Annotated in this window: 23 protein-coding genes and 1 other RNA gene; 5 read left to right on the top strand and 19 right to left on the bottom strand. The window is 63.6% G+C overall.

Going from position 1 to position 25,392, the window contains the following annotated elements; translation table 11 throughout:
- Positions 1-44 precede the first annotated feature (44 nt).
- Positions 45-406, top strand: a transfer-messenger RNA (tmRNA) gene (gene ssrA, locus KDG50_02195).
- Positions 407-465: 59 nt separating this feature from the next.
- On the opposite strand, the gene KDG50_02190 is transcribed toward ssrA, so the two are convergent.
- The gene (locus KDG50_02190) at positions 466-672 is read right to left on the bottom strand and encodes a hypothetical protein (GenBank protein MCB1864212.1); all 207 of its coding nucleotides are present in this window, start codon (positions 670-672) and stop codon (positions 466-468) included.
- Between the two features lie 136 nt (positions 673-808).
- Positions 809-4,801, bottom strand: a complete 3,993-nt coding sequence (locus KDG50_02185; GenBank protein ID MCB1864211.1) for an ExeM/NucH family extracellular endonuclease — start codon at positions 4,799-4,801, stop codon at positions 809-811.
- Between the two features lie 29 nt (positions 4,802-4,830).
- Here KDG50_02185 and KDG50_02180 point away from each other — a divergent pair, with 29 nt between their 5' ends.
- The 4 genes from KDG50_02180 to KDG50_02165 all read left to right on the top strand — a co-directional run bounded on the left by KDG50_02180 (position 4,831) and on the right by KDG50_02165 (position 8,237).
- Positions 4,831-5,811, top strand: a complete 981-nt coding sequence (locus KDG50_02180; GenBank protein ID MCB1864210.1) for a hypothetical protein — start codon at positions 4,831-4,833, stop codon at positions 5,809-5,811.
- Positions 5,812-6,663: 852 nt separating this feature from the next.
- Positions 6,664-6,903 carry a ribulose bisphosphate carboxylase small subunit gene (locus KDG50_02175; GenBank protein ID MCB1864209.1) on the top strand — a complete coding sequence of 80 codons (240 nt, stop codon included), beginning with the start codon at positions 6,664-6,666 and terminating at the stop codon, positions 6,901-6,903.
- Positions 6,904-7,056: 153 nt separating this feature from the next.
- Complete coding sequence (locus KDG50_02170; protein ID MCB1864208.1) at positions 7,057-7,671, top strand: BMC domain-containing protein; 615 nt, start codon at positions 7,057-7,059, stop codon at positions 7,669-7,671.
- Positions 7,672-7,682: 11 nt separating this feature from the next.
- Positions 7,683-8,237, top strand: a complete 555-nt coding sequence (locus tag KDG50_02165) for an NUDIX hydrolase (GenBank protein ID MCB1864207.1) — start codon at positions 7,683-7,685, stop codon at positions 8,235-8,237.
- A gap of 1,047 nt (positions 8,238-9,284) precedes the next feature.
- Here KDG50_02165 and KDG50_02160 read toward each other — a convergent pair.
- The 17 genes from KDG50_02160 to KDG50_02080 form a co-directional block, all read right to left on the bottom strand.
- Positions 9,285-10,334 carry a LysR family transcriptional regulator gene (locus KDG50_02160; GenBank protein MCB1864206.1) on the bottom strand — a complete coding sequence of 350 codons (1,050 nt, stop codon included), beginning with the start codon at positions 10,332-10,334 and terminating at the stop codon, positions 9,285-9,287.
- A gap of 87 nt (positions 10,335-10,421) precedes the next feature.
- Positions 10,422-10,670 carry a hypothetical protein gene (locus KDG50_02155; GenBank protein MCB1864205.1) on the bottom strand — a complete coding sequence of 83 codons (249 nt, stop codon included), beginning with the start codon at positions 10,668-10,670 and terminating at the stop codon, positions 10,422-10,424.
- Entirely contained in the window at positions 10,667-11,293 is a 627-nt protein-coding gene (locus tag KDG50_02150; protein ID MCB1864204.1) for an AAA family ATPase, read from the bottom strand. Before KDG50_02150 ends, KDG50_02155 begins: the two co-directional genes overlap by 4 nt.
- Positions 11,294-11,302: 9 nt before the next feature.
- On the bottom strand, positions 11,303-11,566 hold the full coding sequence (locus tag KDG50_02145) for a 4a-hydroxytetrahydrobiopterin dehydratase (protein MCB1864203.1): 264 nt from the start codon (positions 11,564-11,566) through the stop codon (positions 11,303-11,305).
- An 18-nt stretch (positions 11,567-11,584) separates the two neighbouring features.
- A complete protein-coding gene (locus KDG50_02140; GenBank protein ID MCB1864202.1) occupies positions 11,585-12,064 on the bottom strand; it encodes a bacterioferritin in 480 nt (159 codons plus the stop codon).
- Positions 12,065-12,092: 28 nt separating this feature from the next.
- Positions 12,093-12,410 (bottom strand): BMC domain-containing protein, encoded by a 318-nt coding sequence (locus tag KDG50_02135; protein ID MCB1864201.1) that lies wholly within the window; start codon positions 12,408-12,410, stop codon positions 12,093-12,095.
- A 58-nt stretch (positions 12,411-12,468) separates the two neighbouring features.
- Positions 12,469-12,759: a BMC domain-containing protein gene (locus KDG50_02130; GenBank protein MCB1864200.1), complete on the bottom strand. Its 291-nt coding sequence runs from the start codon at positions 12,757-12,759 to the stop codon at positions 12,469-12,471.
- A gap of 34 nt (positions 12,760-12,793) precedes the next feature.
- Positions 12,794-13,084: a carboxysome peptide B gene (locus KDG50_02125; GenBank protein ID MCB1864199.1), complete on the bottom strand. Its 291-nt coding sequence runs from the start codon at positions 13,082-13,084 to the stop codon at positions 12,794-12,796.
- Complete coding sequence (locus tag KDG50_02120; protein ID MCB1864198.1) at positions 13,084-13,356, bottom strand: carboxysome peptide A; 273 nt, start codon at positions 13,354-13,356, stop codon at positions 13,084-13,086. The genes KDG50_02125 and KDG50_02120 overlap by 1 nt, the downstream gene beginning before the upstream one ends.
- The gene (locus tag KDG50_02115; GenBank protein ID MCB1864197.1) at positions 13,356-14,900 is read right to left on the bottom strand and encodes a carboxysome shell carbonic anhydrase; all 1,545 of its coding nucleotides are present in this window, start codon (positions 14,898-14,900) and stop codon (positions 13,356-13,358) included. The genes KDG50_02120 and KDG50_02115 overlap by 1 nt, the downstream gene beginning before the upstream one ends.
- Before the next feature lie 41 nt (positions 14,901-14,941).
- Complete coding sequence (locus KDG50_02110; GenBank protein MCB1864196.1) at positions 14,942-17,002, bottom strand: CsoS2 family carboxysome shell protein; 2,061 nt, start codon at positions 17,000-17,002, stop codon at positions 14,942-14,944.
- Positions 17,003-17,348: 346 nt separating this feature from the next.
- Entirely contained in the window at positions 17,349-17,690 is a 342-nt protein-coding gene (locus KDG50_02105; protein ID MCB1864195.1) for a ribulose bisphosphate carboxylase small subunit, read from the bottom strand.
- Positions 17,691-17,744: 54 nt separating this feature from the next.
- Positions 17,745-19,160: a form I ribulose bisphosphate carboxylase large subunit gene (locus tag KDG50_02100; GenBank protein ID MCB1864194.1), complete on the bottom strand. Its 1,416-nt coding sequence runs from the start codon at positions 19,158-19,160 to the stop codon at positions 17,745-17,747.
- Between the two features lie 258 nt (positions 19,161-19,418).
- Entirely contained in the window at positions 19,419-19,748 is a 330-nt protein-coding gene (locus KDG50_02095) for a P-II family nitrogen regulator (GenBank protein ID MCB1864193.1), read from the bottom strand.
- On the bottom strand, positions 19,745-22,876 hold the full coding sequence (locus tag KDG50_02090; GenBank protein MCB1864192.1) for a DUF2309 domain-containing protein: 3,132 nt from the start codon (positions 22,874-22,876) through the stop codon (positions 19,745-19,747). The genes KDG50_02095 and KDG50_02090 overlap by 4 nt, the downstream gene beginning before the upstream one ends.
- Positions 22,873-23,631: a hypothetical protein gene (locus KDG50_02085; protein MCB1864191.1), complete on the bottom strand. Its 759-nt coding sequence runs from the start codon at positions 23,629-23,631 to the stop codon at positions 22,873-22,875. Before KDG50_02085 ends, KDG50_02090 begins: the two co-directional genes overlap by 4 nt.
- A 1-nt stretch (position 23,632) precedes the next feature.
- Entirely contained in the window at positions 23,633-25,312 is a 1,680-nt protein-coding gene (locus KDG50_02080) for an NADH-quinone oxidoreductase subunit L (protein MCB1864190.1), read from the bottom strand.
- Positions 25,313-25,392 lie beyond the last annotated feature (80 nt).

Genomic DNA, 25,392 nt, shown 5'->3' with positions numbered 1-25,392 from the left:
CCTCGTTGCCAGTGCGGGCCACGGGGCCTAAACTGACAGCGACTGGGGGCGACCTGGCTTCGACGGGGGTCGCGAAACCTCAGGTGCATGCCGAGGCGCGGAGGACCTCGTAAATCCAGCCGCAAAATCTTAGTTGCCAACGACGACAACTACGCACTCGCCGCTTAATACCCGGTAGGGTGCCGTCTGACCGCAGCCGTGTCTGTGCGTGCGGATTCCAGGCGTCATACCTCACAGAATCGCGCCGAGGCTCGCCTGGGGCCGGAGCGTTAAAACCTTACCGGGCTCGCCGCGCGTCTTCCCTGTCCGTCGGGTAGCGCGCGGTTAAAACAATAGGCGGAATAAGCATGTAGAGCTTGGGACGTAGGGCTTTCGGACGCGGGTTCGATTCCCGCCGCCTCCACCAAACGCCTTGATTGAAGCCGCCGGAAGGCGGCTTGAATTGCCGTTTCCAAAGAACCCGGTCTAGTCAATCCAGCCGGTGTTGTCCAGAAATCCGCCACCACGGCTGTAGCCGCTGACGCTCAGTACGCCCAGAAGGAAAAACACGGCCAGACAGGCCAGAGCGGCCCAAAGCCAACCCGCGATCAACCAGACAACGATCCACACGCCGCCGAAGATGACGGCGAGCAAAGCGATTGCGGCGATGGTGTACGGATCGTGAATGTCCATGTTCGCATTCTAGCCGCTCGGGCAATAAGGCGACGGTACGACGCACAGTCGTGCCCAACCCGAACCAAGGTGCCCTTCCCGGAAAGACGGCTCAGGCGGCAGCCCGGCACGCAGCCATGCGACCGGGCTGCTGCGGCTATCGTCTACGCTGCCTGCGACCCATCAGCATCAGCAGGCATGCGAATTGCCCGATCAATAGCGCCAAGCCGGCAAGGGACATGGTTGGAATCGGGCGCGCCTGGACGATCGGCCCGACCGGGTCTTCGATCTGGCCGTTCACCGTCCCGTCTCCATCGAACGGTCCGCCGTCCGTCACGGAGTAATGGATGACGGTCTTGTCTCCGCCCTGATCGACGTCACCGATCACCTGCCACTCACCGGCGACGTGATTGAACTTAACCGCTCCGCCGATAGCGACGTTCTGCGGCGCAAGGTACAGGCTCACTTGCAGTTCGGTCTGATCCACGGCCAGATCGGCCGTGAAGCTGATGAAGTTGCACGGGTAATAGCCCGGCGGCGCATCCGCCGGAACCGCTTCGGTGGCAACGTCGCGATGGCCCTCGCCGTCTGACTCGATTGTCCACCAGCAGCCGCTGGCGAGGTCCTGAATCGAGCTGACATTGCCCTGAAGTACGTCGCGAATGCCGTCGTTGTTGCCATCGCCCTGAGCGGAGCCGTTGTAACCAGGCACGCTGTCTTCGATCGCGGCAGCGATGCCGTCCGCGTCATCCACGGTATTCGTGAAGGTACAGGTTACCGTTTCGCCTTCCTCGAGGTTGATACTGGCTGATCGCGCGCCGATGTCGCCGCTACTGTTTCCATCGTCACAACTGATCGCCGTAAGCTCGAACGATGGTGCGGGATCGGTTTCGGTCACGACATGGTTTCCGGGTGGCAGGCCGTTCATGACGATCCGCTGCCCATGACCGATGTTGCCGCTGACCGCACCGGTGAACTCAAAGGCTCCGGGCTCTCCGGCGGGATCCGTCACTTTGCGAATGATGATGTTGCCCGGAGTGAACAGGCTCAGGCCGATGATGACCGGGTCGTGATCGGAGACGCGATACGGGTCCGGCGCAAACAGGGTGTTCGTGCCGGGCTTGACCTCGAAGCTCGCTTCTCCTGTGTCGAGGACCTTGTCGTTGTAGTCCAGCAGACTCGACTCGTCGGCATTGATGTGCCATTGGGTCACTCCAGTGACCTGTGCCGCCAGTGGTCCATTGGCAAGGGCGTGGTCCGGATAGCCCCACTGTCCGCCGATGACAAAACTATAGGCATTGGCTCCAAGGAACTGGTCAATCAGATTCACAAAGTCATCGCTGTTGCCGGAAACGTCATCGGCCCCTTCCAGGATCGCGGCAACGGGATCCTCCATCGCAAACGCGTTGAGGTCCCCCAGAATCACAAAGTCCGGGTCGCCGCTGCCCGTGGGATCCGTGGCCAGCCAGTCGACCAGGGCCTCGGCGGCCCCGGTACGCGTTCCATTGCAATTGCCCTGGCCATCGTTGGCGTCGAAATCGCCGACATCGTCACAGGCCGAGCCTCTGGACTTGAAGTGGTTGATTGCGGCAGTGAATTTTTCTCCAAAGCTGTCGTTGGCGACATCGACCACTTCAAATGTCTGCGCCAGCGTCGGACGGTTCCGGAAGTCGTCAAAACGGGCGTCCACCCCGGTGTCGAGAACTGCCGCGGCGCCCGACAGGCCAACCACGGCAGGCTTGTAGATGAAACCGACCTTGATGGCATCGTCTCCGATGAAGCCGGTGTCGACATAGTCGTAGGTTCCGGCGCCGGCAATCGCATTCAGCGCATCGACAATCGCCTGCAAGGATGCCGTTTCATTGTTTTCGATCTCGACCAGACCGACGACATCAGCGTCCATGGCGAGCAGCGCGCTGGTCAGTTTCTGCGTCTGGCGCGTCAGCTCGGCCGCGCTGTCGGCACCGCGGCAATCCAGTGTGAGACCGGGACCGCAATCCCCGATGCTGTTGCTGGCGGTGGCATCGATGGTGCTGAAGTAGTTCAGCAGGTTCAGCGCGGCGAGCTTGATGTCCCCGCCCACGTCCGTTGGTGTCGCCTGGCGGGCGTTGTCCGCATTGAAGCTCACCGGGCTGCTGAGCTGCGGACGGATTCGCCACGCATCCGTGCCGCCAAGGCCGGCCCAGGACCAGTGCATGACGCCGGTCAGGTTGCCCACCGTGTAACCGCCACGGATGAAGTTGTCCACCGCGAAGCCAGCGGGTTGCGGATGGAAAACGTTGTCCGGCTGGTTCTGGACGTCATTGGTATCGTCCAGAATGATCCGTCGCTTCGCGATATCCGCCAGATGATCTGCATAACCCGCGACATCCGGTGCATTCTGATCGGTGAAGTGGCGCAGCTTCCCGTCCTCGGAGAGCACGATCTGCCCGTAGCGGGCCAGCTCGAAGAGTTCGGTCACGGTCAGCTGAACATCGAACGTCACCAGCATGCCTTCGACATTTTCAAACGTTCCCGCCTGATCCGTTCCGGCCGCGGCAGGCAACGAGACCGTGGTGGCCGTGATCAGCCCCAGGTTGTCTCCGGCGTCGGTGACGACAACATTGGCGCCAGCGCCGGAAACGTCGATCTGGCTCATGCCGAAGAACTCTTCCTGAATGCCGGTCACCTCAACGATCTGCCCCTCGCTGACGGGGAAGGTGCCGCAGGCGCCACCGCAATAGACGAAGATGCCTTCGGAGGTGGCGGGATCGGCGTCGGCATCGGCGTCCTCTTCCTGGACAAAGAAGCCATCCAGCTCGTCGGTCTCCTGGTAGTCGCCGATCACCACGCCTTCAATCATCACGGCGGTCCCCGGGCTGGTTACACCCGCGCCCGAACCCTGCACCTCGTGAATCCTGAGCGCCGGAACCACCACGGGCGTTCCCGGCGAGCCGATGTCGGTTCCACTATTACCGCCAGCGGCAGCGGCGGTGTAGGCATCGAAGACCGGTGTGTTGGCACCGTCCGTGCTCAGCGCCCAATTGGCGCCATTGTTGTTATCGGCGGCGAGACCGGTCAGGTAGATGGAGCCCGCGCCGTCATCGACGGGCCATGGCGCTTCATCGTCATAGACGACCTGCTCGATCACATTGGCCTGGAGTTCATTGTCGCCGCTGTAGCTGGCAAAGCTGTTCCAGATGCCGATGGTGTCACCGGCATTGTTCAATGACATGGCGGACCAGTTGGTCACGGCGATCAGATTGACCGTGCCCCAGGCCGCCTGGAAGTTCGCCGCGCTGACGTCGTCGGCATTGTAGAGAACCGCCGACTCGCCGGCAGCCACCGAACCGCTGGCGATGTTCGCGCCCAGATGAGCCACTCCATTGTTGTCATCAACGACATAGCCGGCCAGATCAGCTGTGGAACCACCGGCGTTGTAGATCTCGATCCATTCCCAGTTGTCTTCCGCGCTGGCCGGGTTGTACATGATCTCGGTGACGATGAGCTTCGGCGGCGACAGCCCGGGCGAGCCGATGTCGGTTCCACTGTTACCGCCAGCGGCAGCGGCGGTGTAGGCATCGAAGACCGGCGTGCTGGCACCGTCCGTGCTCAGCGCCCAATTGGCGCCATTGTTGTTGTCGGCGGCGAGACCGGTCAGGTAGATGGAGCCAGCACCATCATCGACGGGCCATGGCGCAGTGGTGCCATAGACCACCTGCTCAATGACATTGGCCTGGGTCACGCTGTCGCCGCTGTAGTTGGCAAAACTGTTCCAGATGCCAACGGTGTCACCGCTATTGTTCAGCGACATCGCGGACCAGTTGGTCACGGCGATCAGATTAACCGTGCCCCAGGCCGCCTGGAAGTTCGCCGCGCTGACGTCGTCGGCGTTGTAGAGAACCGCCGACTCGCCGGCGGCCACCGAACCGCTGGCGATGTTCGCGCCCAGATGAGCCACCCCGTTGTTGTCGTCAACGACATAGCCGGCCAGATCAACGGTCATGTCGCCGTTGTTATGAATTTCGATCCATTCCCAGTTGTCTTCGGAACTGGCCGGGTTGTACATGATCTCGGTGATGATGAGATTCCCGGCAGCCTGGGAACCAGTCCCGACAAGACCGAGCGTTGCCAGCAGCAACGAGCCAGTGACAGGGTGGAAATTTCGCATTGTCGTCTCGCTCTAGACTCTGAATCGAGATGGGGCTGACCCCGCGGGCGGCGAATTTGAACGCTCGCCCGCAGCCAACCAGGAAAGCTCTCGTCAATCCGTCCCAGACTGCCGGAGCCCCGAAACCCATGCAGTGTGATTTTTCGTTTTATCTCAATTTCAACGGCTTGCAGCGGTCGATAGTAGCGGAATGCCGCAGCCGGGCCCGCCGAATGCCGTGCGCGCCAGGGCTTCCCAGCCACGTGCATTCTGTTACAGAATGGCAGTTCTTGCGGGGGAATCTAAACAATATGAACGCACATGTCGATATTGCCGGCTTGGCGCCGAGGCGTCGGAACGCACTCGGCCGAACCGTTCTCGCACTGTTACTGTTGCTTGGAGCGGACCACGCCCTGGCCAGCGTCATGGAGATCGGGGGTGGTTTCAAGATCACCTATGACCTAGAACTGTTTTCCGAAACCCCCACCGGCGAAGACATTCACAGCGTCATCATCTTCGAGTGGAACGCCATCGAACGCAGCGCGGATTATCCCTTTGCAATCAACAGCTCCGGCCCAACCAGGCTGGAACATGTGATTTCTTTCGACCCGACCCATGCCTTCGTCATCGGCTATCTCGACGCCAAGCCCGGCGTCGGGGATGAGAAACGTCATCTGTTCACGCTGATCGACACAGGCTTCAGCGACGATCTGGTTGCCAACTTCCTCGGCGTGAAGTTCAGCATCCTGTTTGGACAGGGCGAACAGGACACAATCGACCTGCTCGACATTGCGACCGGTCCGGACGCCGTCGCCGCCGCGCTTGCGCTCGATCAGCTCTGGGGATTCGTTCAAGGTGCGGCCGCAGCGGCCGCATTTGATCCACGAGGCGGGTTTGCCGTGCATCACTGGTCCGCGACAACGCCACCGTTCGGCGGCTCCGTCCCGGCCCCGGGCGCCATTGCGCTGCTGACGCTGGGCGCGCTGGTCGCCTGCCGATCACGCAGCCGCAAGACAGACCGCCGGGTCTAACAGGTTGTTGAAAACGGCCCGGTCATGGCCTTTTCAACCTCGCAACCGAAAAGCGCGGTTTTCGGTTGCTCAATAGAATCGAACACTTGCGTGTTCGATTTTCGGGCGAGACGACCCCGTCTCGCGATATCGGGCTGCTAAAAGGGAAATTTCGACAGTCTTCCAATGCCGCCGGGCGCGCGCTGAGTCGCGGCGATTCGAACGGCGCCGATTCCGGTGAAGATCCAAGCGGCCGGACCCGCTTCGGACACTGCGCCCCTCAACGGCTACAAAAGCGCCCCCGGCCAACGATCGGGCCACCCGCGGGGCAACTGAGCTCGCAACACGCCCGGCGCGCGGCACCGCACGCGACGTGCCGGCTGATGCATAGACATATTTCGATGGTTCGGATCGAAACTATCAGTTTCCAATGAGGCGCGCGCACCGTATATAAAGGTGTCGTGTCAGAAGCAACCTGAAAGACACCTTGGGCAGCCGGCCCGCCCGTTCTCCCGACGGGCCGGCTGCCGGTTCGTTTTCGGCGGCTTCGCACGGACCGACGCCCCGCCTCCCGGCCCCCGAAAACGGGGCTGTTCACAGGCACCGGGCACGATGTGCAGATGATCTATAGGTCAGCGACGGTTCCATAGGTTATAGATTGATGTTGATGTCGGACACGCAAAATTGCAATTTCCGTTGCACGGGCGTTCCGATTAGAGTCCCTTTGCCGATCTGCGTATGGCCCCCGAACGGGGCACCGCAGAGCTCGGCTCTAACCGCCACAAGCGAAGGGGCTTGCCAATGCGACCTGATCAACACAGTGCCGGCGTTCATTCCGTTGCGGACTCGGTGCTCGAGACGATTGGATCATGTTTGAGACAGGGCTGTGTGATCTGCATAGAGCACACGCCCGTGATGGGCGCACGGTTCACGCCGTGGCGGAAGTGGGGGCAGGAATGTTGTTACAGCGGCGATGACCACAAGCTCGTGACCGAGCTTGACCGCTGCCTTGCCGCGCACCCCGACCATCACATACGACTGAATATCGAGGACTTCAGCTTCCACAGCCGCTTCTCGTTGGTCGTCCACAGCCCGCTCGCCGCCGCCGCCTAGACCCTCCCGTCTGCCCGGCCGGTTCCGGGCACAGGTACAACCAGCCAGCGACTCGATCGCCGCCATGGGCGGGGCCGTCATGCCCTGCCGTGATCCATGGCTGGCGTTGCGTGGTTAGCGTTGGTCCGTTGTTGGCCTGGGCCCCTGAACCGGATGATCAAGCTAAGAACCTACGTCTACATCGACTCGCTGCAGCCGCAGCTCGCCGCCTATATGGCGACGGTGTCGCGCGGGTTTCTGCCGGTGCCGGGCGATGCCTGCCTGTGGGTCGAGGTCTCGCCCGGCATGGCGATCCATCGGCTGACGGACATCGCACTCAAGGCGACCCGCGTGCATCTCTCGCAGCAGGTCGTCGAGCGGGCGTATGGCTCCATGGTCATCCACCAGCGCGACCAGAGCGACGTGCGTGAGGCAGGCCGCATCGTGCTGGCGAACATGCGGGCGAGCGCGCACGACCGCGAACGCTGCCGCATCGCCTGGCAGGAGGTCATCCGCGGCATGACGCCCGATCACGCCGTGCTGATCAATCGCCAGGACCGGCGCGGCTCCATGATCCTGCCCGGCCAGAGCATGTTCATCCTCGAGACCGAGCCGGCCGGCTACATCATCTATGCCGCGAACCAGGCGGAGAAGGCCGCGAACATCACCCTGGTCGATGTGCGCGCCGTGGGCGCGTTCGGGCGCCTGATCCTGTCCGGCCGCGAGGGCGATGTGGACGAGGCCGCGGCCGCCGCGATCGAGGCCGTCGAGAACCCCTCGACGACCTGACCCGCGCCGCCATGCACCGCCAGGACCTGCTCGATCTGCTCGACGCGCACCCGACCAGCTTCATGGAAGAGGCGGCCTACCTGTCCCGCGCCCGGGCGTTCGTGCAGGCGCACGAAGACTGTTTTCACCGCGATCTGTGGCCCGCGCATGTCACCGGCTCGGCCTGGGTCGTGAACCCGCGTCGCGACCGCGTGCTGCTGTTGCACCATCGCAAGCACGACCAGTGGTTTCAGCCCGGCGGTCATGCCGACGGTGATGCGGACATCCTGCGGGTGGCGCTGCGCGAAACCTCGGAAGAGACCGGCATGCAGCCGTCACACATCCGGCTGGTCGACACGGACATCTTTGACGTGGACATCCACACCATCCCGGGAAGCCACCTTGGCCCGCGGCACGAACACATCGACGTGCGTTTTCTGATCGAGATGGATGACGACCTGGAGATTCCCGGCAACGACGAATCGCACCAGATCCGCTGGGTGCCGCTGCATCAGGTCGCGCGGTTCAACAACAACCGCTCGACCCACCGCATGGTGGAAAAGACCCGCCGCATGCGCGGGCATTAGCCGCCGCAGGCTGTCCGCCGCAGTCGTCTATCGGCCCGTATAGACGACGCCCCCTAAATCGCGTGCGACCGACGCCACTCCCACCTCTCGAGGTTTCCAATTGGCCGGGCGGCTGCTACGCTCACCCGTACCTCGTGAATCGATCGCCCTCTAGAGACTTGCACGCCCATGGAGCGGCAAATACAACCAAGTTCGTTAGACCACCTAGCGCAGCTAGCGCGCAGCGAAACACTGGTCCAGCGGTCGTTCGCCATAGTTGGCTATCGGCGAAAGTTACGTATTGTCCTGATTATGCTGGCGGTCTTTGGTGCTGCAGTCGCCGCCACACCATTCATTGGAAGCCTGTTCCCATCGTCAAAAGCCCGCGCAGCATGGCACGCCGGAGGCACTCCACCGGTCCCCGAACTTCGCCCAGGCGAGGTAATGATTCGCCAATTTAAGGAGAGCAGACAAGACGATTTTCCGGATCGATCAGAGTTAACGCCCGGGCAACGCGACCTACTGATTCGGGACTACAACGGCAAGTACTACTCCTATCGACTGCCAACATGGGAAGGCGCGGTGCTGATGCCTCTAACGAGGTGGTGGCAGTGGGAGGGCGGCTGTAAAGACTTTGGGCCCTCGACCATGCGGGGGAAGCTAGCTCCGGAATCGTCAATTCAGTGCAATGATCCGGGCGGAGACTGGTTTCCGGCAAAAGATGTGAAGTGGTCTCTCGCGGGAAAGAGCCTGAAGCCACCTTTTCCTGACCTGCCAAGATTACGATGCCGACATGAACCTGACGGCGAGCTTACTTGTCGATGAGGCCAACCTCTAGGTCACACGAAATTGGGCGAAGCACGCGTCCTTGGGTGCTCTAGGTTTGCGAACCAGGAAGCAGCGCTTGCAATGAAAGTATTTGTTCTGGTAATCGTGCTTCCACGCGACGAGTCTTGAATGAGCTAGGAGATGCGAGCTCGTTGTCGAGTGAACACTCTACGAATCCACTTACGTCGCCTTCCTCAGACAGATTTCAAAGAGCGGAAAGCTTGATTTCACGGTAGTCAGTCATTGGCCCTTAGCCTTCTTACGCGGCGGTGCCGCGCTCTTTTTCATCGTCTTGAACAGGCCGCTGAGCTTCGGCCACAGGTTCTGCATGCGTTCGCGCATGTGTGGCTCGACTTCGAGCGCATACTCGAGGAAGGCCTTCGCGACCAACGAGAGTTCCTTGCCCTTGGGATGCACCAGGTACCACTGGCGCATGATGGGGAAGCCCTCGACATCCAGGATGGCGAGTGGTCCATCCGAGCCTTCCAGGGTCAGCGTGTGCAGTGACTGCACGGAAAGTCCGAGCCCGCCGACGATGGCATGCTTGATGGCCTCGTTGCTGCCGAGTTCCATGCGCACGTTCGGCCGCAGACCGATCGCATCGAACGCACGCAGTGTTGCGTCGCGCGTGCCGGAGCCCGGTTCGCGCAGGATGAACGGATGTTCGGACAGCCGCGCGAGTGGAATGTTTTTCTTGCCGACCAGCGGATGATCGCGCGGCGCCAGCACCACCATCGGGTTCGGGGCAAACGGATACATCTGGACATCGACCTGGTCGGTCGGCTGGCCGAGAATGTACAGATCGTCCTCGTTGGCGTTGATTCGCTCGAGGATGCGGTCACGGTTGGAGACCTTCAGCGCCACGTCGATGCCCGGATAGAGCTTGCAGAACTCGCCGAGGATTTCCGGTGCGAAATACTTTGCGGTGGTGATCACGCCAAGGCGCAGACGACCGCGCTTGATGCCCTTGAGATCGGCGATCTTCATCTCGAGATTCGCGAGCGTCTCGAAGATGCGCCGGCAGGATTCGTAGAGTTCCAGCCCCGCCTCGGTCGGCCGCACGTTGCGCCCAACGTGTTCGAACAGCGGCAGCCCCATGGAATCGGCCAGCTTCTTGATCTGCATGGAGACCGTCGGCTGCGTAAGAAACAATTCCTCAGCGGCGCGCGTGAAGCTGCCCAGACGCACGATCGCCTCGAATACCTGCAACTGGCGCAGCGTTGCGTAGCGGATCAGGTAGTCCGGCATCGCGGCCGGCGGTGTGTAGGTCTGTTCGCTATACGGTGGCATGGTGGTCGCTATCGTGTTGTGGGTCTCGCGTGACGGCGCTTGGGCGACTGGGTTCTCCCCGGCCGCCTGCTCAGGTCCACTGGCCGATCAATCCGGCCAGATGCGACCGCGCGACTGGAACGGATCGGTCGAGGCCTGCTGCGTGACGGCGGCTATCGCCGAAGCGGCGTCGCCGTTGCCGGCACTCGTGCGGCGTCGCGGCGCACGCTTCGCCGGCCCTGATGCGGCAGCGCTCGCGGCCGGCTTGGCCGCTGCGTCCGTGGGCTTCGCCGCATTCGCCTTGGTGCGGCGGATGGACGCCACGAGCTTGTCGCCGGTCTTGTCTGTTGTCGTCATGTTGCGACTACCTCCTCGATGAGTTCGTTGATCTCGTCGGCAGCGGCCTTGCCACGGCTGCCGATCTCCACGACGGAGCGGCCTTCGAGCACACTGCTGCGATAGACGGCGCGACGGCGGATCGCGGTCTGCGCCGCCGGCAGACCCAGCTCGGCCAGCGCCTGATGCATGAGTCTTGAGAGTCTGGTTCTGGGTTCGAGCTGGTTGATGACCAGCACCGCGCGCAGCCCCGGATTGACGCGCCGCGCCTCGGTCACCTTGTCCTCGATGTGCACCGTGGCCCAGAGATCCAGCGGCGAGGGCTGCACCGGTACCAGCGCGAGATCGCAGACCTGGAGTGCCTGCGCGGTCTGTTCGGCATGTACCGATGGCGGACAGTCCACCACCACATAGCGATGCTGGCTGCGTGTGCGCCGAACCGCGCCGGCGACATCGTCCGTCGCGTCCATCACCGCCACCGCATCATCGCGGTCGGCCAGTGTGCGCCATTGTAGTGATGATCGCTGCGGATCGGCGTCGAGGATGACCGTCGGCGCCCGCGTGGCGAGACCGGCCGCGAGGTTGATGCACAGCGTCGTCTTGCCGGCACCGCCCTTGTTTCCGACCAGTGCGACGACGGCCATGGCAATCGATCAGCCCGAAGTGGCCGCTGGGCAGTGTTCGTCGAGCAGCACCGCAAATCTGCGCTGACGCTCATTGAGCTCCGTGCTGCCTTCGTCGCAGTGGATCGTGATGTTCACGTAGTCGCGGCCAAAACCCATGTCCGGGTACAGACCCTCACGCTCCGAAACCTCGGCCGCGCAATCGAGAAAATCACGCAGCGCCGAATAGTTCGGAAACTGATAGCGGCGTTCGAGACGCGCGGGACGCGAACGCTCCTGCCAGGCCTCTTTCATCAGCGGCTCTTCATGCAATCAGCGACGATGTGCCGCCCGGGTGGACGGTTCGGCATGCGGGGTTTCCAGCTCCTGGATCCACTGCACGAGTTCCCGGGCGTGGGCCTGCTCTTCCTCGAGCAGTGCCTGAAAGAATACACGATCGTCGTGACTGCCGATCCGCGCACCATGCCGGGCCGCGTCGGCATACAGCCCGACTAGCTCGTTCTCGAAGTCGAGGTCCTGCCGGAGCAGGCCCAGCAGGTCTGCGACGGGCTTGACCGGCCGAAGCTGCGAGGCGTTGGGTGCGACCCCGAGGGCCAGCATGCGGGCGATGATCCGCTCCGCATGCCCCAGCTCCTCGAGTGATTCGTCACGCAGCCGCTTCGCGACTTCGTCCAGCCCCCAGGTCGCGGCCAGCCGCGACTGGGTGCTGTACATCTGCACCGCCGAGAGTTCCAGGCTGAGACCGCGTCCCAGATAGCCGAGAACCTTGGTGTCGGGCGGCGATGCCGGCATCCGTTCGCTCTGACGAAACCGTCAGGGCTCAGGCGGCCCGGGCCGACGAAGCGACGCCGCCGGTCGGCAGAACCGGTTCGACCTCGCGGTGCGGACGCGCAATGATGTGCGCCGCGACCAGACCGTCACCCACGCGCTCACAGGCATCGGCGCCGGCACGGACCGCCGCGTTGACGGCACCGGTCTCACCGCGCACCAGCACGGTGACATAACCACCGCCGACGAATTCACGACCGATCAGTCGCACTTCGGCGGCCTTGGTCATTGCGTCCGCAGCTTCAATCGCCGGAACCAGACCGCGGGTCTCGATCATGCCGAGCGCAATACCGTAATTTTCGCTAGCCATCGTCTTATCTCCGATAGTAAAGGAGTCAATCGTTACCAATGAGCGTGTGTGCGGCCGGTTACGGCTTGGCAAGCACCGGCTCCACCTCGCGGTGCGGACGCGCAATGATGTGCGCCGCGACCAGACCATCGCCGACGCGCTCACAGGCATCCGCGCCTGCACGCACGGCAGCGTTCACCGCACCCGTCTCGCCGCGCACCATCACGGTGACGTAGCCGCCACCAACGAACTCGCGGCTGATGAGACGAACCTCCGCCGCCTTGGTCATGGCGTCGGCGGCCTCGATGGCGGGCACCAGCCCGCGCGTCTCGATCATGCCCAGTGCGATACCGTAGTTTTCAGTTGCCATCTTCGTGTCTCCTAGTGAACTTGAGTTGTGATCATCAAACGTTCGTCGGGACCTGCGTCGTCGCGCCCGCCGAGCCCGGTTGTTCGTCCCAGTAGTCGATGATTCCGCCGATCGTCAGATCAGTGAGAATCCCGAAATCACCGGCCGCGTAACGCGCCGCAGAACCACTGACCGTGAAGACGTAGTTGCCCGGGCGCGCACCGATCGTGTCCACGGCCACCTGCTGCTTGCCGCTCGAGTTGCGCAGCACGCGCAGGCTGATGTGCTTGAGCCCGTCCACACGGCTGGTCGTGACCAGCGGCGATTCGACCTGAAAGATTTCCATCACGACGCCCCGGCCTGGCCCCCGCCCTGTTCGGGCGGCCAGTAATCGATGATGCCGACGATAGTCAGATCACTGGGATATTCCTTGCTCCCGGCCGCTTCGCGCGCAGCGGAACTGCCGACGCAGATCACCCAGTCGCCGGGTATGCAGCCGACCGAATCCACAGCGACCTGCAGCGTCGAGCCGTCGCGAACCACCTGCAGGTGCTTGTGTTCGAGACCCGTGATGCGATTGGTTGCGACCAGCGGTCGTTCCACCTGACAGATTTTCATCAGTGCGCCCCCGCCTTGGTGTCCGTGTTCACGGTGCATTCCAGAAGTTCGATCGGCGCGTCCGAGTTGCAGTCGCGCGCGACCTGCATGACATGCAGAAGGCCGCGATCGAACAGATCCGCATAACGCGCCTTGATCGCACCGGTCACGCGCTGGCAGTGCTGCACGGCACGTTCGCGCGCGCCAGGCACCTGGCCGTGGTAGTCGAACCGCACCACGACGGGCGCGGGCAACCCATGGCGGATGTTCAGACCCGTGAAGATCTTGATGCCGACATCGAGGTCCTGGGTGGCTTCCTCGACGGTGTTGAGGTACGCGAAATACATGAGATTGCGGAGCTGGATCTCCTCGAACCCCACGCCCGCGCCAATGAAGCGCTCGGCGTGGCCGATGTCCGCGTAGTGTTCACCGTGGTAGTCGCGTACATAGGCGATCTGCGAGAAGTTGTTCTCGATCAGGCGCTCGATCAGGCGCGCGGTGCCCTGCACCACGCCCGGCGAGGCCTGGCGGATCGCATCCTGGATGTCATGTCTCGCGCGATCGGCGTCCGAACGTGCACTGACATCGAACAGCTCCAGCGCATCGACGAAGCGGTGCAGATCGATGTCGCCATCGGCATCCGGCACGTGCACGCGAATGGCATCGGTGTCGGTGTCCACACCGATCAGCAGCAGATCGATCGACGCGCCGCAGCAGAAGCTGTTCTCGATCGCGGTCTGGAATCCGATCAGTCGCTCGAGACCGGCGGCTGCGGCCTTTGCGGTATCCGAACCGTGCGCGGCACAGCCTTCGTGCGCCGGATCGACCGAGCTGAAGTGATACGCAACGAGTTTCAGATAGCGCGTCGGCGCATCGGCGGTGTTCGGCCGCCCTTCGCGGAAGCGCAGCATCTCGGTCTCGACCCATTTCTGGATGCTGTCCTCGATGTCGAACATCGCGCCGGCATACGACTTGCGACGCACCGCGCGATGCGGCAGACGCAGCACGTAGCGGATCACATGCGCGAGACGACCGTCCGCGCACGGCGAGATGTCCAGCGTGTGGAAGCCGCAGGTCTGCAGGAAGCCATCAAAGCTCGTCGCATCGTCTGCGGCCAGCGGATCGTTGGCAAAGAACTCGTCACAGAATCGGCGGTAGGTCGCGAACGTGCACCATGCATACAGCCGACGCATGTCGAGCTGCTCGACCCAGGCATCGGCGAGGATGTCCTGCGGCAGTTCGAAACCGAGTTCGCGACGCGCGATCGCCTGCGCCAGATCCTCGAACTCGCGCTCGTGTTGCAGGGCCGAGACCTTGCGCAGCACCGGCACGATGTCGTCGAACGCGGTCTTTACGCCCTGTTCGTAGTCATGCAGGCGGGTGTTCTCGCCGCTGCGCACCAGCGCATGACCACGCACGGGCCTGGCCCGGCCGGGCCGGGCGGTCTGCCGGCGCTCCGCAGGTACGGCCCCGGCGACGACCGGTCCTGGCGTCGTGAGGCCAACCGCACCCGGCCGCCGCAACGGCGCGGGGCCGATGACGTTCTCCGGAGATTGGCGGTGCATGCGTTGCATGGTCGATTACGGGTTCTGTGTTCGTGATTCGGTTAGCCGCGCGCGCCACCCGAATAGGTGATCAGCGCGCCCTTTTCGGTGTTGCCACTGCCGCCGGTCACCTTGCTGACCGGGTTCGGCACGTCGTCCGGGCGACCATGCGCCATGGCCGCGGCCATGGACATCGCCGGGCCGCGGCGGCTCGGGTTGCGGGCCAGGGCGGACCTGCCCTCGGTGCCGGTCACGCGGTCGCCACGGGCCCAGTCGTCGCCGGTGATCTTCGAGCCCGCATCCTGACCTTCGCCGGTGATGCGCGATTTCACGCGTCCGTCGATCATCGGCGCCTCGGCCGGCGCCGCTTCGCGGCGGGTCTGACGATGGCCAAAGCGCGCCTCTTCGGTGCCGGTCACCTTGCCGGGTGCCATGCCGAACGGGCCGGTGATCGCCCCGCCCTCGTACACCGAGCCGGTCACGCCGGAGACGATCTGCGGCGGTGTCGCGGCATGCGAAGGCGATTCGACGCTGAACGCGCCCCACGGGGTGGAACCCATGGCCTGCGGGAAATCCGGGCTGCCCGGTTCCGCGGCGCTGGCCGGACAAGCGGCGGCGACCTGGTCGGAGCCCACGTACGGCGTGCCGGTCACAGGTTCGCAGGCGCCCTTGTGATCGCCGGTCATCTTGCCGAGGACCGACGGTTGCAGGCCGGTCATCACGGAACCGAAGCGACGCTTGCTGTCCTGCATGCGCGCCGCGGCGGCCTTCGCCTTGTCCGGTTCGCAGAATGCGCCGTATTGCTCGGCACCCGCATACGGCGTGCCGGTGATGGCCTTGCAGGTGCCGGGTTCGTCACCCGTCACGCGCTCGCCACGTCCGGTCATGGTGCCGGTGACACGCTCGCCATTCGGCGTGGCCGACACGCCCACCTTGCGGTCCTTCGGCGCCGGCGTGGACGCACAGAAGGAGCCGAACTGTTCCTGGCCAATGTAGTCATCGCCGGTGACGTTGCGGCAGCTGCCGGCCTCGTCGCCGGTCATGCGCTCGCGACGCCCGACCATCGTGCCGGTCACGGCGCCGCCGCGCAGGGTCTTGCTGGTGCCGACCTTGTTCGGGGCGCGGTCGTCGCCGAGCTGCATGTACTGCGTGCCGGTCAGCGCGCGGTCGGCACCGACCTCGTCGCCGGTGACCTTGCTCGAACGGCCGACATTGTTGCCGGTCACGGACTTGCCACCGCGTGTCTCGGCGCTGGTGATCTTGGACGGGCCAGCTGCGGCCTTCGTGCCGCAGAACGCCTCGCCCTGCCCGGCGCCGACGTATTCGGTACCCGTGACCTTCTTGCAGGTGCCGGGCTCGTCGCCGGTCACGCGATTGCTGCGACCGACCTTGTTGCCGGTCACGGTATTGCCGCGCGAAGTCGCGCTGGCGCCGACCCGGTTGAAGCCCTTTTTCGGCTCGGTCTGACAGAAATCGCGGAAGATGTCCGCGCCCATGTATTCGGTGCCGGTCACGGCACGACAGGTGCTCGCCTCATCGCCGGTCACATCGCGGCTGCGACCCACCATCGTGCCGGTCACGGTCTGGCCGCGGGTGGTCTGGCTGGCGCCGACCTTCCACGGTGCGTCCTGCGCAGCCGCCTGGGTCCGAGACTCGGGTGCCGGACGCACACGCCCGGTCGGTGCAGACTTTTTCTGGCCCGCCCCGCCGCGTTTGCTGCGTGCCTCACGCAGGGCCTTGGACAGCTCGCGGCTGGTCAGATCGGGATTGCCGGCACGTGCCGTCTGCGCGGTCGTTATGCCCGAGGTACTCAGGCCCGCCTTGCCGCGCCCGGACTGGGCACGACGCCGCGCCATGGACGCCGCTCGGCCCGGATCCTTACTGCCGTTACCGCGCGAGGCGGAACGGGTTTTCGTACGGCCGTTGAGCCTGGCCGAGGATTCGGTCCGCGTCGCGGCCTGGTCACCGCAATCGCCGGCACCGTTGCAGCCGCAGCCACAATCGCCGTCCTGCTTGCGCGGCGCTTCGGCCGGCGCGGGTTGCGATGCGGCCTTGGTCTGCGCACGTGATCCCTCGCGAATACGATCCTGACTGGACACGGCCAGCTTGCCGCGGCTCGACATCGCCTTGCGACGGGCCAGTGCCGCCGCGCGGCTGGAGCCCGAGTCACTGCCGCCCGCGCGGCTCGGCGCCGATGACGAAGTAGCGGCACTCGCCACGCGGACCAGCGCGGCGCCGGAACCACTCATGGAGTCCGCACGCGTACGTTCCGGCGCAGACGACTTCTCGGCCGTCTTGCCGGCGCTGGACAGGGCCTTGCGCCGGGCCAATGCCAACGCGCGTCCGCTTTGTCCCTGGGCACCGCTTTGCTGTGTCATGTGTTCACTCGCCTGGATCGTTTGAGTCACCGGTCGGCACGGTCAGGACGCGCCTGACCGCTGCCACCATTTGCTGTCGCTCCGCCGCTGATTACCCGCGGCCTTCGTAGACCACGAACGCGACACCCTGGCTCTGGGTGTAGTTGTCGTAGCCCAGCAACCGGATGTGGTGGTCCGGATAGGCGCGGTGGCAGGATTCCAGCTCGGCAACGACGTTGCCGAGGTCCTTCTCGCCGAAAAACGGCAGCTTCCACATGGTCCAGTAGTGGTTGAACGAACGGCTCGGATGCTCGTGCTCGATCGCCGGCGTCCAGCCCTGCGCGATCAGGTATGCGATCTGATCGAGTACTTCATCCTGCGAGAGCTTCGGCAGAAAGCCAAAGGTTTCCAGCGTCTGCGCGGTCTGGAAATCACCCATCTGTGATTTAGGCATCGGTTAATCCTCGGTTAAACGTCTCGTTGACACGTGATGGTGGCGCTGCGTCGATCAGCCGACGTCGAGCTTGTCCACCGTGTCGAACTCGAACTTGATCTCTTTCCAGGTTTCCATCGCGATCGCCAGCTCAGGGCTGTTGCGCGCCGCCTCGGTGAGGATGTCGCGTGCTTCCTTCTCGATCTCGCGACCCTCGTTGCGGGCCTTGACGGAGGCCTCGAGCGCCACGCGGTTGGCCGCGGCACCGGCCGCGTTGCCCCACGGGTGACCCTGGGTGCCGCCACCGAACTGCAGGCAGGAGTCGTCGCCGAAGATCGTCACCAGCGCCGGCATGTGCCAGACGTGGATACCACCGGAGGCGACGGCGAACACGCCGGGCATCGAGCCCCAGTCCTGATCGAAGAACACGCCACGCGAGCGGTCTTCCGGCACGAACGATTCACGCAGCTGATCAACGAAACCGAGCGTCGACTGCCGGTCGCCTTCCAGCTTGCCAACCACGGTGCCGGTGTGCAGATGATCGCCGCCGGAAAGACGCAGACACTTCGCGAGCACGCGGAAGTGGATGCCGTGCTTCGGATGACGGTCGATGACCGCATGCATGGCGCGGTGGATGTGCAGCAGCATGCCGTTCTTGCGGCACCACTTCGCCAGACCGGTATTCGCGGTGAAACCGCCGGTCAGGAAGTCGTGCATGATGATCGGGCAACCGACCTCCTTCGCGAACTCGGCGCGCTCGTACATCTGTTCCGGGTCCGGCGCGGTGACGTTCAGGTAGTGACCCTTGCGCTCACCGGTCTCGACCTGCGCCTTCTGGATGGCCTCGCCGACGAACTCGAAACGATCGCGCCAGCGCATGAACGGCTGCGAGTTGATGTTCTCGTCGTCCTTGGTCAGGTCCAGACCGCCGCGCAGACATTCGTACACGGCACGGCCATAGTTCTTCGCCGACAGCCCCAGCTTCGGCTTGATGGTGCAGCCCAGCAGCGGACGGCCGTACTTGTTCAGCTTGTCGCGCTCCACCTGGATGCCGTTCGGCGGACCACCGCAGGTCTTGATGTAGGCAATCGGGAAGCGGATGTCTTCCAGACGCAGATGACGCAGGGCCTTGAAGCCAAACACGTTGCCGACCAGCGAGGTCAGCACGTTCACCACGGAGCCTTCCTCGAACAGGTCGATCGGGTACGCAACGAACGCATAGAACGACTCGTTGTCGCCCGGCACATCCTCGATGCGGTAGGCGCGTCCCTTGTAGTACTCGAGATCGGTCAGCAGTTCCGACCACACCGTCGACCAGGTGCCGGTCGAGGATTCGGCTGCCACCGCAGCGGCGACCTCTTCGCGCGGCACACCGGGCTGGCCGGTCACCTTGAAGCAGGCAAGCAGGTCCGTATCGAGCGGGACATAGTCCGGCGTCCAATACATTTCGCGGTACTCTTTTACGCCCGCGTCATACGCTTTCGATGCCATGGTCAACTCCTGGTTCGGTTGCTGGGGTGGCAGTGATGAACGAATCCGGTAGATGTGTAGATCAGCATAGGTAGATGATGGGCTATGGATCAAATAAATCCTATCTTCGATTCATATTGATTTTTATCTATGCATCGAGGGGTGGCTTACGGAGCCGCCGCTGGATGTCGACGGCCGAAATCGCAACGCCGGCTCGCGTTTGGACGCAGCAAATGGCCGCCCGCCAGGCGGCCGCGGAATATGCCGGAAGCCGCGCGCTCAGCCGCCGCGGAATTTCACCAGGCGTGTGACCTGGATATCCGAGATGAACACCACGCCGGAGTGTTCGTTGTAGAACGGCGCGAAGCCCTGCAGGATCGGGTTGACGAGTTCTTCGGGCACCGCCGCGATGATCATGATCAGGACGTCGTCCTCGTTGAACATCAGATGCCCTTCGTGAAAACCGTGGCTGCCCTTGCCGGACAGGTTGTTCACGATCGTGTAGCCCTTGACCCCGGCGCGGTCCAGCAGATCCGTGGCGAACCCGCGATGCTCGCCGCCGAGGATGATCTCGAGCTTCTTCAGCTGGCTGAAATTCAGGTTTTTCATGGGCTGGCTGACTCCTGTGTGACAGCGACGTCGGCGGCGATTGCGGCTGCGTCAGCACCCGTGCACTGGCGCCAGCCGGCGTCCTCGTAGAGATGAACGATGGAGGTTTCGGGGTCGGCGATCAGCAGACGAATCCAGCCGTTGCGCACCAGACGCTTGATCACGGCAACACCCTCGACCGCCTTCAGGGCGTGTTCGAACGGCGCCTCGATCACGGTGATCAGCCGCATCGGCTGGTGGAACGGCCTGCCCTGGTCCAGCACCGTCTGCGCCGGCAGGCCGGTGCGCAGATCGCTGAGGTTGCCGGTCATCACGCCGAAATGTCCGGCGACGTTGTGATAGACCTTGCTGCCACTGCCGAAACGCTCGTTGTCGACGGTGGAGAAGTAGTGCTCCATGTTGATCCACTGGCCGACGACCAGCGGACCGGTCAGGATGTTCTCCAGCAGGCGGCGCTTGCGATCGACGCGATAGTCGTACGAGTGCAGAAATGCACGGCCGTCGAGCGTCTTGTGCTGGGTAAGCACCCGCGGCCCGATGATAAAATAGGCGTTGCGCGACAGGCCCCACTCCGGGCGCACCTGCGACCAGTCCATGGCGTTGCGCCGCGCGCTGCGGTAGGCACTGGCGGGGTCGAGACCACGCGCGTTCCGGTCGAGACTGGGCAGGCGTTCCTGCGCGCACAGGCGCGACGCCGAGGTCAGTCCGTTGCGCAGACGATCGAGATACATCAGGTGCGATGGCGGCAACAGCTCCAGATCGTGCAGCGCGATTTCATCGGTCGTCGTGTTGTGCAGGCCCGGCACGAACCATGCATCGTCCGGAATGTCGATCCCCTTCTCGCGCAGGCGACGGCGCACCTCGGGCTTGTTCGCCATCTGCGCAAGCACGCGCGCGCTGACCAGGCCATGACTGCCACCGCACGCACCGCAATCCAGCGCGGACTCGTAGGGGTTGTTCTCGGAACTGCTGCCGTGCCCGACCAGCAAGATGAAACGCGAGAAATCGCTGGTCAGACCGATCGAGCGCAGTGCCTGTGTCACAAAGCCGACCTGTTCGTCGAGCGAAAACCCGATTCGCCCCAGACGTTCCAGTTGCAACTGCGCAAAGGCCTGGTTGATCCGGTAGCCCTCACGCAGCCGGTCGATGAATTTGTTCGTTCGTGCCTCATCCAGTTTCAGCGCCGCCTGACAGACCGGGCAACCCGGCTGATGGCCGAGGGCCGCCTCGCGCAGTTCACGAACCAGATCGTCGGTGATCTGCTCGGATGCGATGCCAAACTCCCGTTCCACCGCCTTTACGATCACGGCACGCTGCACCGCGCGAACGAACGAATCCGCCTGCTCGCGACTGAGCTTGTCGACGATGAGATGCGTCAGCGGCTTGCGCTCGTCGAGTCGCGAGCGCCAGCGCTGATAGCTCGTCGGCATCAGTGTCTTGCCGACCATGTCAAATCCGAACAGCAAACCGATGGCCTCCACCGTGACAAACGGCGCAAGCACGGATTCCTTGAGGTCGTGCATGGCCTTGCCGAGCGTGGAAAACGCCGCCGCGTCCTGCGCGCCGGCCGTGGTCATCTCGATGACCAGGTTCTTCGGGGTGAGCAGAACCGGACAGAGGTGGTTTTCACTGCCCTTGCCGAGTTCCATGAAACTCACGGGAACACCGAAGAATCCGGCGATTCCATAGGTTTCATAGTCACCAATGGACTCGAGTTTGCGGCGCAGGCGTTCGGAGCGCGTATCGATACAGAACGCCGCTTTCGCGAACGGCCGCTTGTCCCGCGGCTGCGGCAGGGTGAGCTCAATGCCGTTGAGCAGATCGTCGATGGCATGCGCCTCCATGGCCTGAAGCCAGATCATGCCCTCGTGGGCCTTGAAGGCATGCAGGGCGTCGGCCAGCGCACCAAACTGTTCAACCGACATGCCGCGAAGCTGGTCGGAGAAACCGGCGGATTGTGCGAACGCCTTCATGCTGCGCGCCTGGCGTTCCGCTTCGAAGCGTCGTTTGCGCGCACGGTATTGCGCGAACACCTGCGTGATACGGGCACGGTTACCGCGTGACAGCGCGTCTTCGAGTTGCTGCGCCATTTCGACGAACAGGCCACCGGAATGGAATTCACGGCGCAGATAGAATTCCCGCGGATTGGCCCTGAGCGACTCGCGCAGCGCGCCGACGGTCGTCGGCAGCCTGCCGTGTGCGTGCTTGCGCAGCAGGGTGAGCGAGAGCAACATCCGCACCGCAACATAGTCGACCAGGTCGCCCGGGTATTGCTGCTCCCAGTGATAGTTGGTGGCATCCGAACGCCAGCGTATGAAACCGGCCCAGCCATGCAGACGCGCGAGTTCCCGCGTGAGATACGGCTGCCAGTCGCTTTCGTGGACGCCAAGTTCGGTCAGCACCCGCGCAATGATGCTCTCGGAATCGGAATCGAATCCGTCCGGTGCGTCCGCTTGCAGCGTATCAAGCGTTCTCCGCACATCATTGCCGGCGACCGCCAGCCAGGCCTTGAAAAAGCCCATGCCGCGATCCGGCATGCACCAGATCGACTGCCCTTCGTCGAAGAAGTCGAGACAGGCGCGGATGACGCGTTCATCGAGTTCCGTACCGATGTCCGTACCATAGAGGCAGTCGACGACTTCGTAGACGGGCCGGGCGCGCAGCGATTCGCGTTCCAGCGCGCCGGCCAGCGCTTCATCGGTGATTTCAACCGCCTCCGGTGACGCAGCGCCGTTCAGCGCCGCATGCACGTCCGAGGCGTCGGCAAGCGCGGACTCTATCGCAACCGGCCGATCATGGTGCTCCAGCTCGGCGAGCAGCCAGTCGGCGAGATCAAACGGCAGATGGTCGCCCCGCGCGGCGGCAAAACCGCGGACTCCGGATTCCAGCGTCGCCCGGTCAACCTGGCCATCGGCGAGATAGCGACGGTAGACCGCGCGCGGAAGGAACCCCTGCGCATGGAACAGCCGCGCGCCCTGCTCGACCGCCTGACTGAACGGCAGATGCTCGAACCCGTGCAGCGGGTTGTGATGGATGAACGAGCGCATGGGCCAGAAAAACGGCACCGGTCTGCCCGCGACGTAGATCATGGCGCGAACGCGCAGCTTCTCGGCAAGTACCGGGCTCATGTGAACCGCCCCGCCGCAACAAGGCCGGCCGCCGCCACGGCGCCCAGGATCGCGAGTGAAGCCGTTGTGGCGACACGCCCGAGGTCGGTCGCCGGCTCACCGGACGCCGGCCCGACGACCATGCCACGGATCAGCTGACCACTCGCCCAGGCCCACAACATCCATACGAGCAGGATGGCCAGCGCGACACCCGGCAAGGTCGCGATTGCACCGGTTACGTTCATCAACATTGTGAAGAACGCCGGGAACAACGGTGTGCCGACTGCCGCCAGTATCGCAAGCACCAGAACGAGCGAGATGCGCGGCATGCTCATGGCAAGCCCGCCACACGCGCCCGCAAACGCCGCCCCGCAGGCCGCCACGAGCCGCGCTGTAATCCAGGCCAGCAACATGAACGGGATGCTCAGTCCCACGGCATGAATGTACGGCCACACATCAGCAGTGCCGAACATGACCGCCACCCACAGCAGCGACCAGGACGCGACCGCCATGAACGCGGTCCACAATGCCAGATCACGCAGTGCCACGGCCCTGAATCCGTACAGTGCCGCGGTGAACACGGCCCAGTACGCGACCCATTCCGGAGGCTCCGCGCCGGATTGCACCAGCACCAGCAGACCGATCTGTGGCCAGGCAAGCAACAGCGCCATGCGCACCCAGACATTGGCGATGCGGGCATAGACAAGGCTGAACAGCATGCTCGCCGGAAACAGCGGCAGGAACAGCGCGGCCGCAAGCAATGCGAACGTCGTCATGTCACGCCCACCGCAGCAGCACATTCAGGCGTTTCGCCAGACCGATCAGCGTGGACGACAGCCGGGCATAGAAGTTCTGCACGAAAAATTCGCGCGCGACCACGGTGTAGAAATGGCGCCATGCCGTACCCAGACGTCGCTGTCCGCGTACGCCGGACTGCTCGGTGTAATAGGTCACCAGCCAGCCCAGCACGACGACCAGCGTCATCAGGATGACGAGCGCATCGAACCAGACGAGGTCGATCCCCGCCGCGGCATAGATGCCCGAACGAAATGCCTCATCCGGATACAGAAACACATCGAATGCGTGGCTGATCAACGTGTAGCCGATGACCACGACCGTGAACGAAAACAGGATCAGCCCCATCAGCCGCCAGACGTTTTCCGTACGCATGCGATACGTGGAGAAGATCAGCTGCGCGCCCGTGACCCAGCCGAAGAACAGCAGCACGACGGCGCCCTGCTTCTGGAAAAAGTCGTTTGCGACCAGCCAGTGCGACAGCGCGAGAATCGTCAGCGGGACGACCAGCGTGACGCCCGCCATCAGCAGCCACGGCTGACGGCTTTTTGCCGGACGTCGCTCGACCACGAAGGTGTACAGATCGTCCTTGGGCACGCCGTCATCGTGACGCGCCTCGTTGATGACGCTGCCGGCGCCGAGAAACAGCGTGCCCTTGAACAGACCATGGGCGATGAGGTGGAAAACCGCGAGCGAAAACGCACCCACGCCGCATTCCATGATCATGAAACCCATCTGGCCCATGGTCGAGTAGCCCAGCGCCTTTTTGATGTCGTTCTGCGCGAGCATCAGCATCGAACCAATCACCGCGGTAACCAGGCCGACCACAAAGATCCAGTGCAAGACTCCATCCGTCGCCACGAACACCGGCGCGAAGCGATTGATGAGAAAGCCGCCGGCATTGACGATGCCGGCATGCATCAGCGCCGACACCGGCGTCGGCCCGCTCATGGAATACGGCAGCCAGGTGTGCAGCAGGAACTGCGCGGAACGCGCAAACGCCGATAATGCGACCAGGCCGCCCACGGTCTCGGCCAATGGCAGGTCAAACAGCGTCGTGGTTTCGGGCGCGGCAGCCAGCCGGGCAAAGATGTCGGGCAGCGACCAGGTGCCGAACGCCTGATACAGCAGCGCAGCGGCGGCCAGCAGCGGCAGATCGCCGAAGCGATAGGTCAGCAGCGTCCACGCGGCATAGCGATGCGCCGTGTGGCTGGTGACGTCATGGCCGAGCAGGAAGTACAGCAGCACGCCGATCAGGTGCCAGGCGATCAGCAGCGTGACCAGGTCCCCGGCGCTGACCATCAGCAGCAGCGCCGCGGTCATCAGATCGAGCAGCACGAAAAAGCGCGCGTAACCGCGCTCCTCGGCCATGTACCGGATCGAATACACGTGCACCAGCAGGCTGATGCCTGCAACGACGAACGCCATCAGGCTGCTGAGCGGATCGAACAGCAGCACACCCCATCCAGAGCCGATCTGGAGCTGAGTTGCGGGCACGCCGGCGAGTGCAAGCCCCAGCAGCACGACGGCCACGCCCAGCGTTGCCGTTCCACCCAGGATGCTGAAACGCGCGCTGTCGCGGCCGAGTCGTGCCGCCAGCATCTGGGTAAGCAGCGCGCCGGCGAGCGGCAGCAGCAATAGTGCGAAAACCAGCTTATCCATGCGTGCCCGCCGTGCGCGTCGATCTCCCGACGCCGACTGATCCGCGCAGCGCTACGCCATGTCGGGAAAATGTGATCGCG

The organism is Chromatiales bacterium, from assembly GCA_020445605.1.
In the GTDB taxonomy this organism is placed as follows: Bacteria; Pseudomonadota; Gammaproteobacteria; order JAGRGH01; family JAGRGH01; genus JAGRGH01.
The sequence above is the reverse complement of the archived record's forward strand: the minus strand, read 5'-3'. Positions and strand labels throughout refer to the sequence as shown.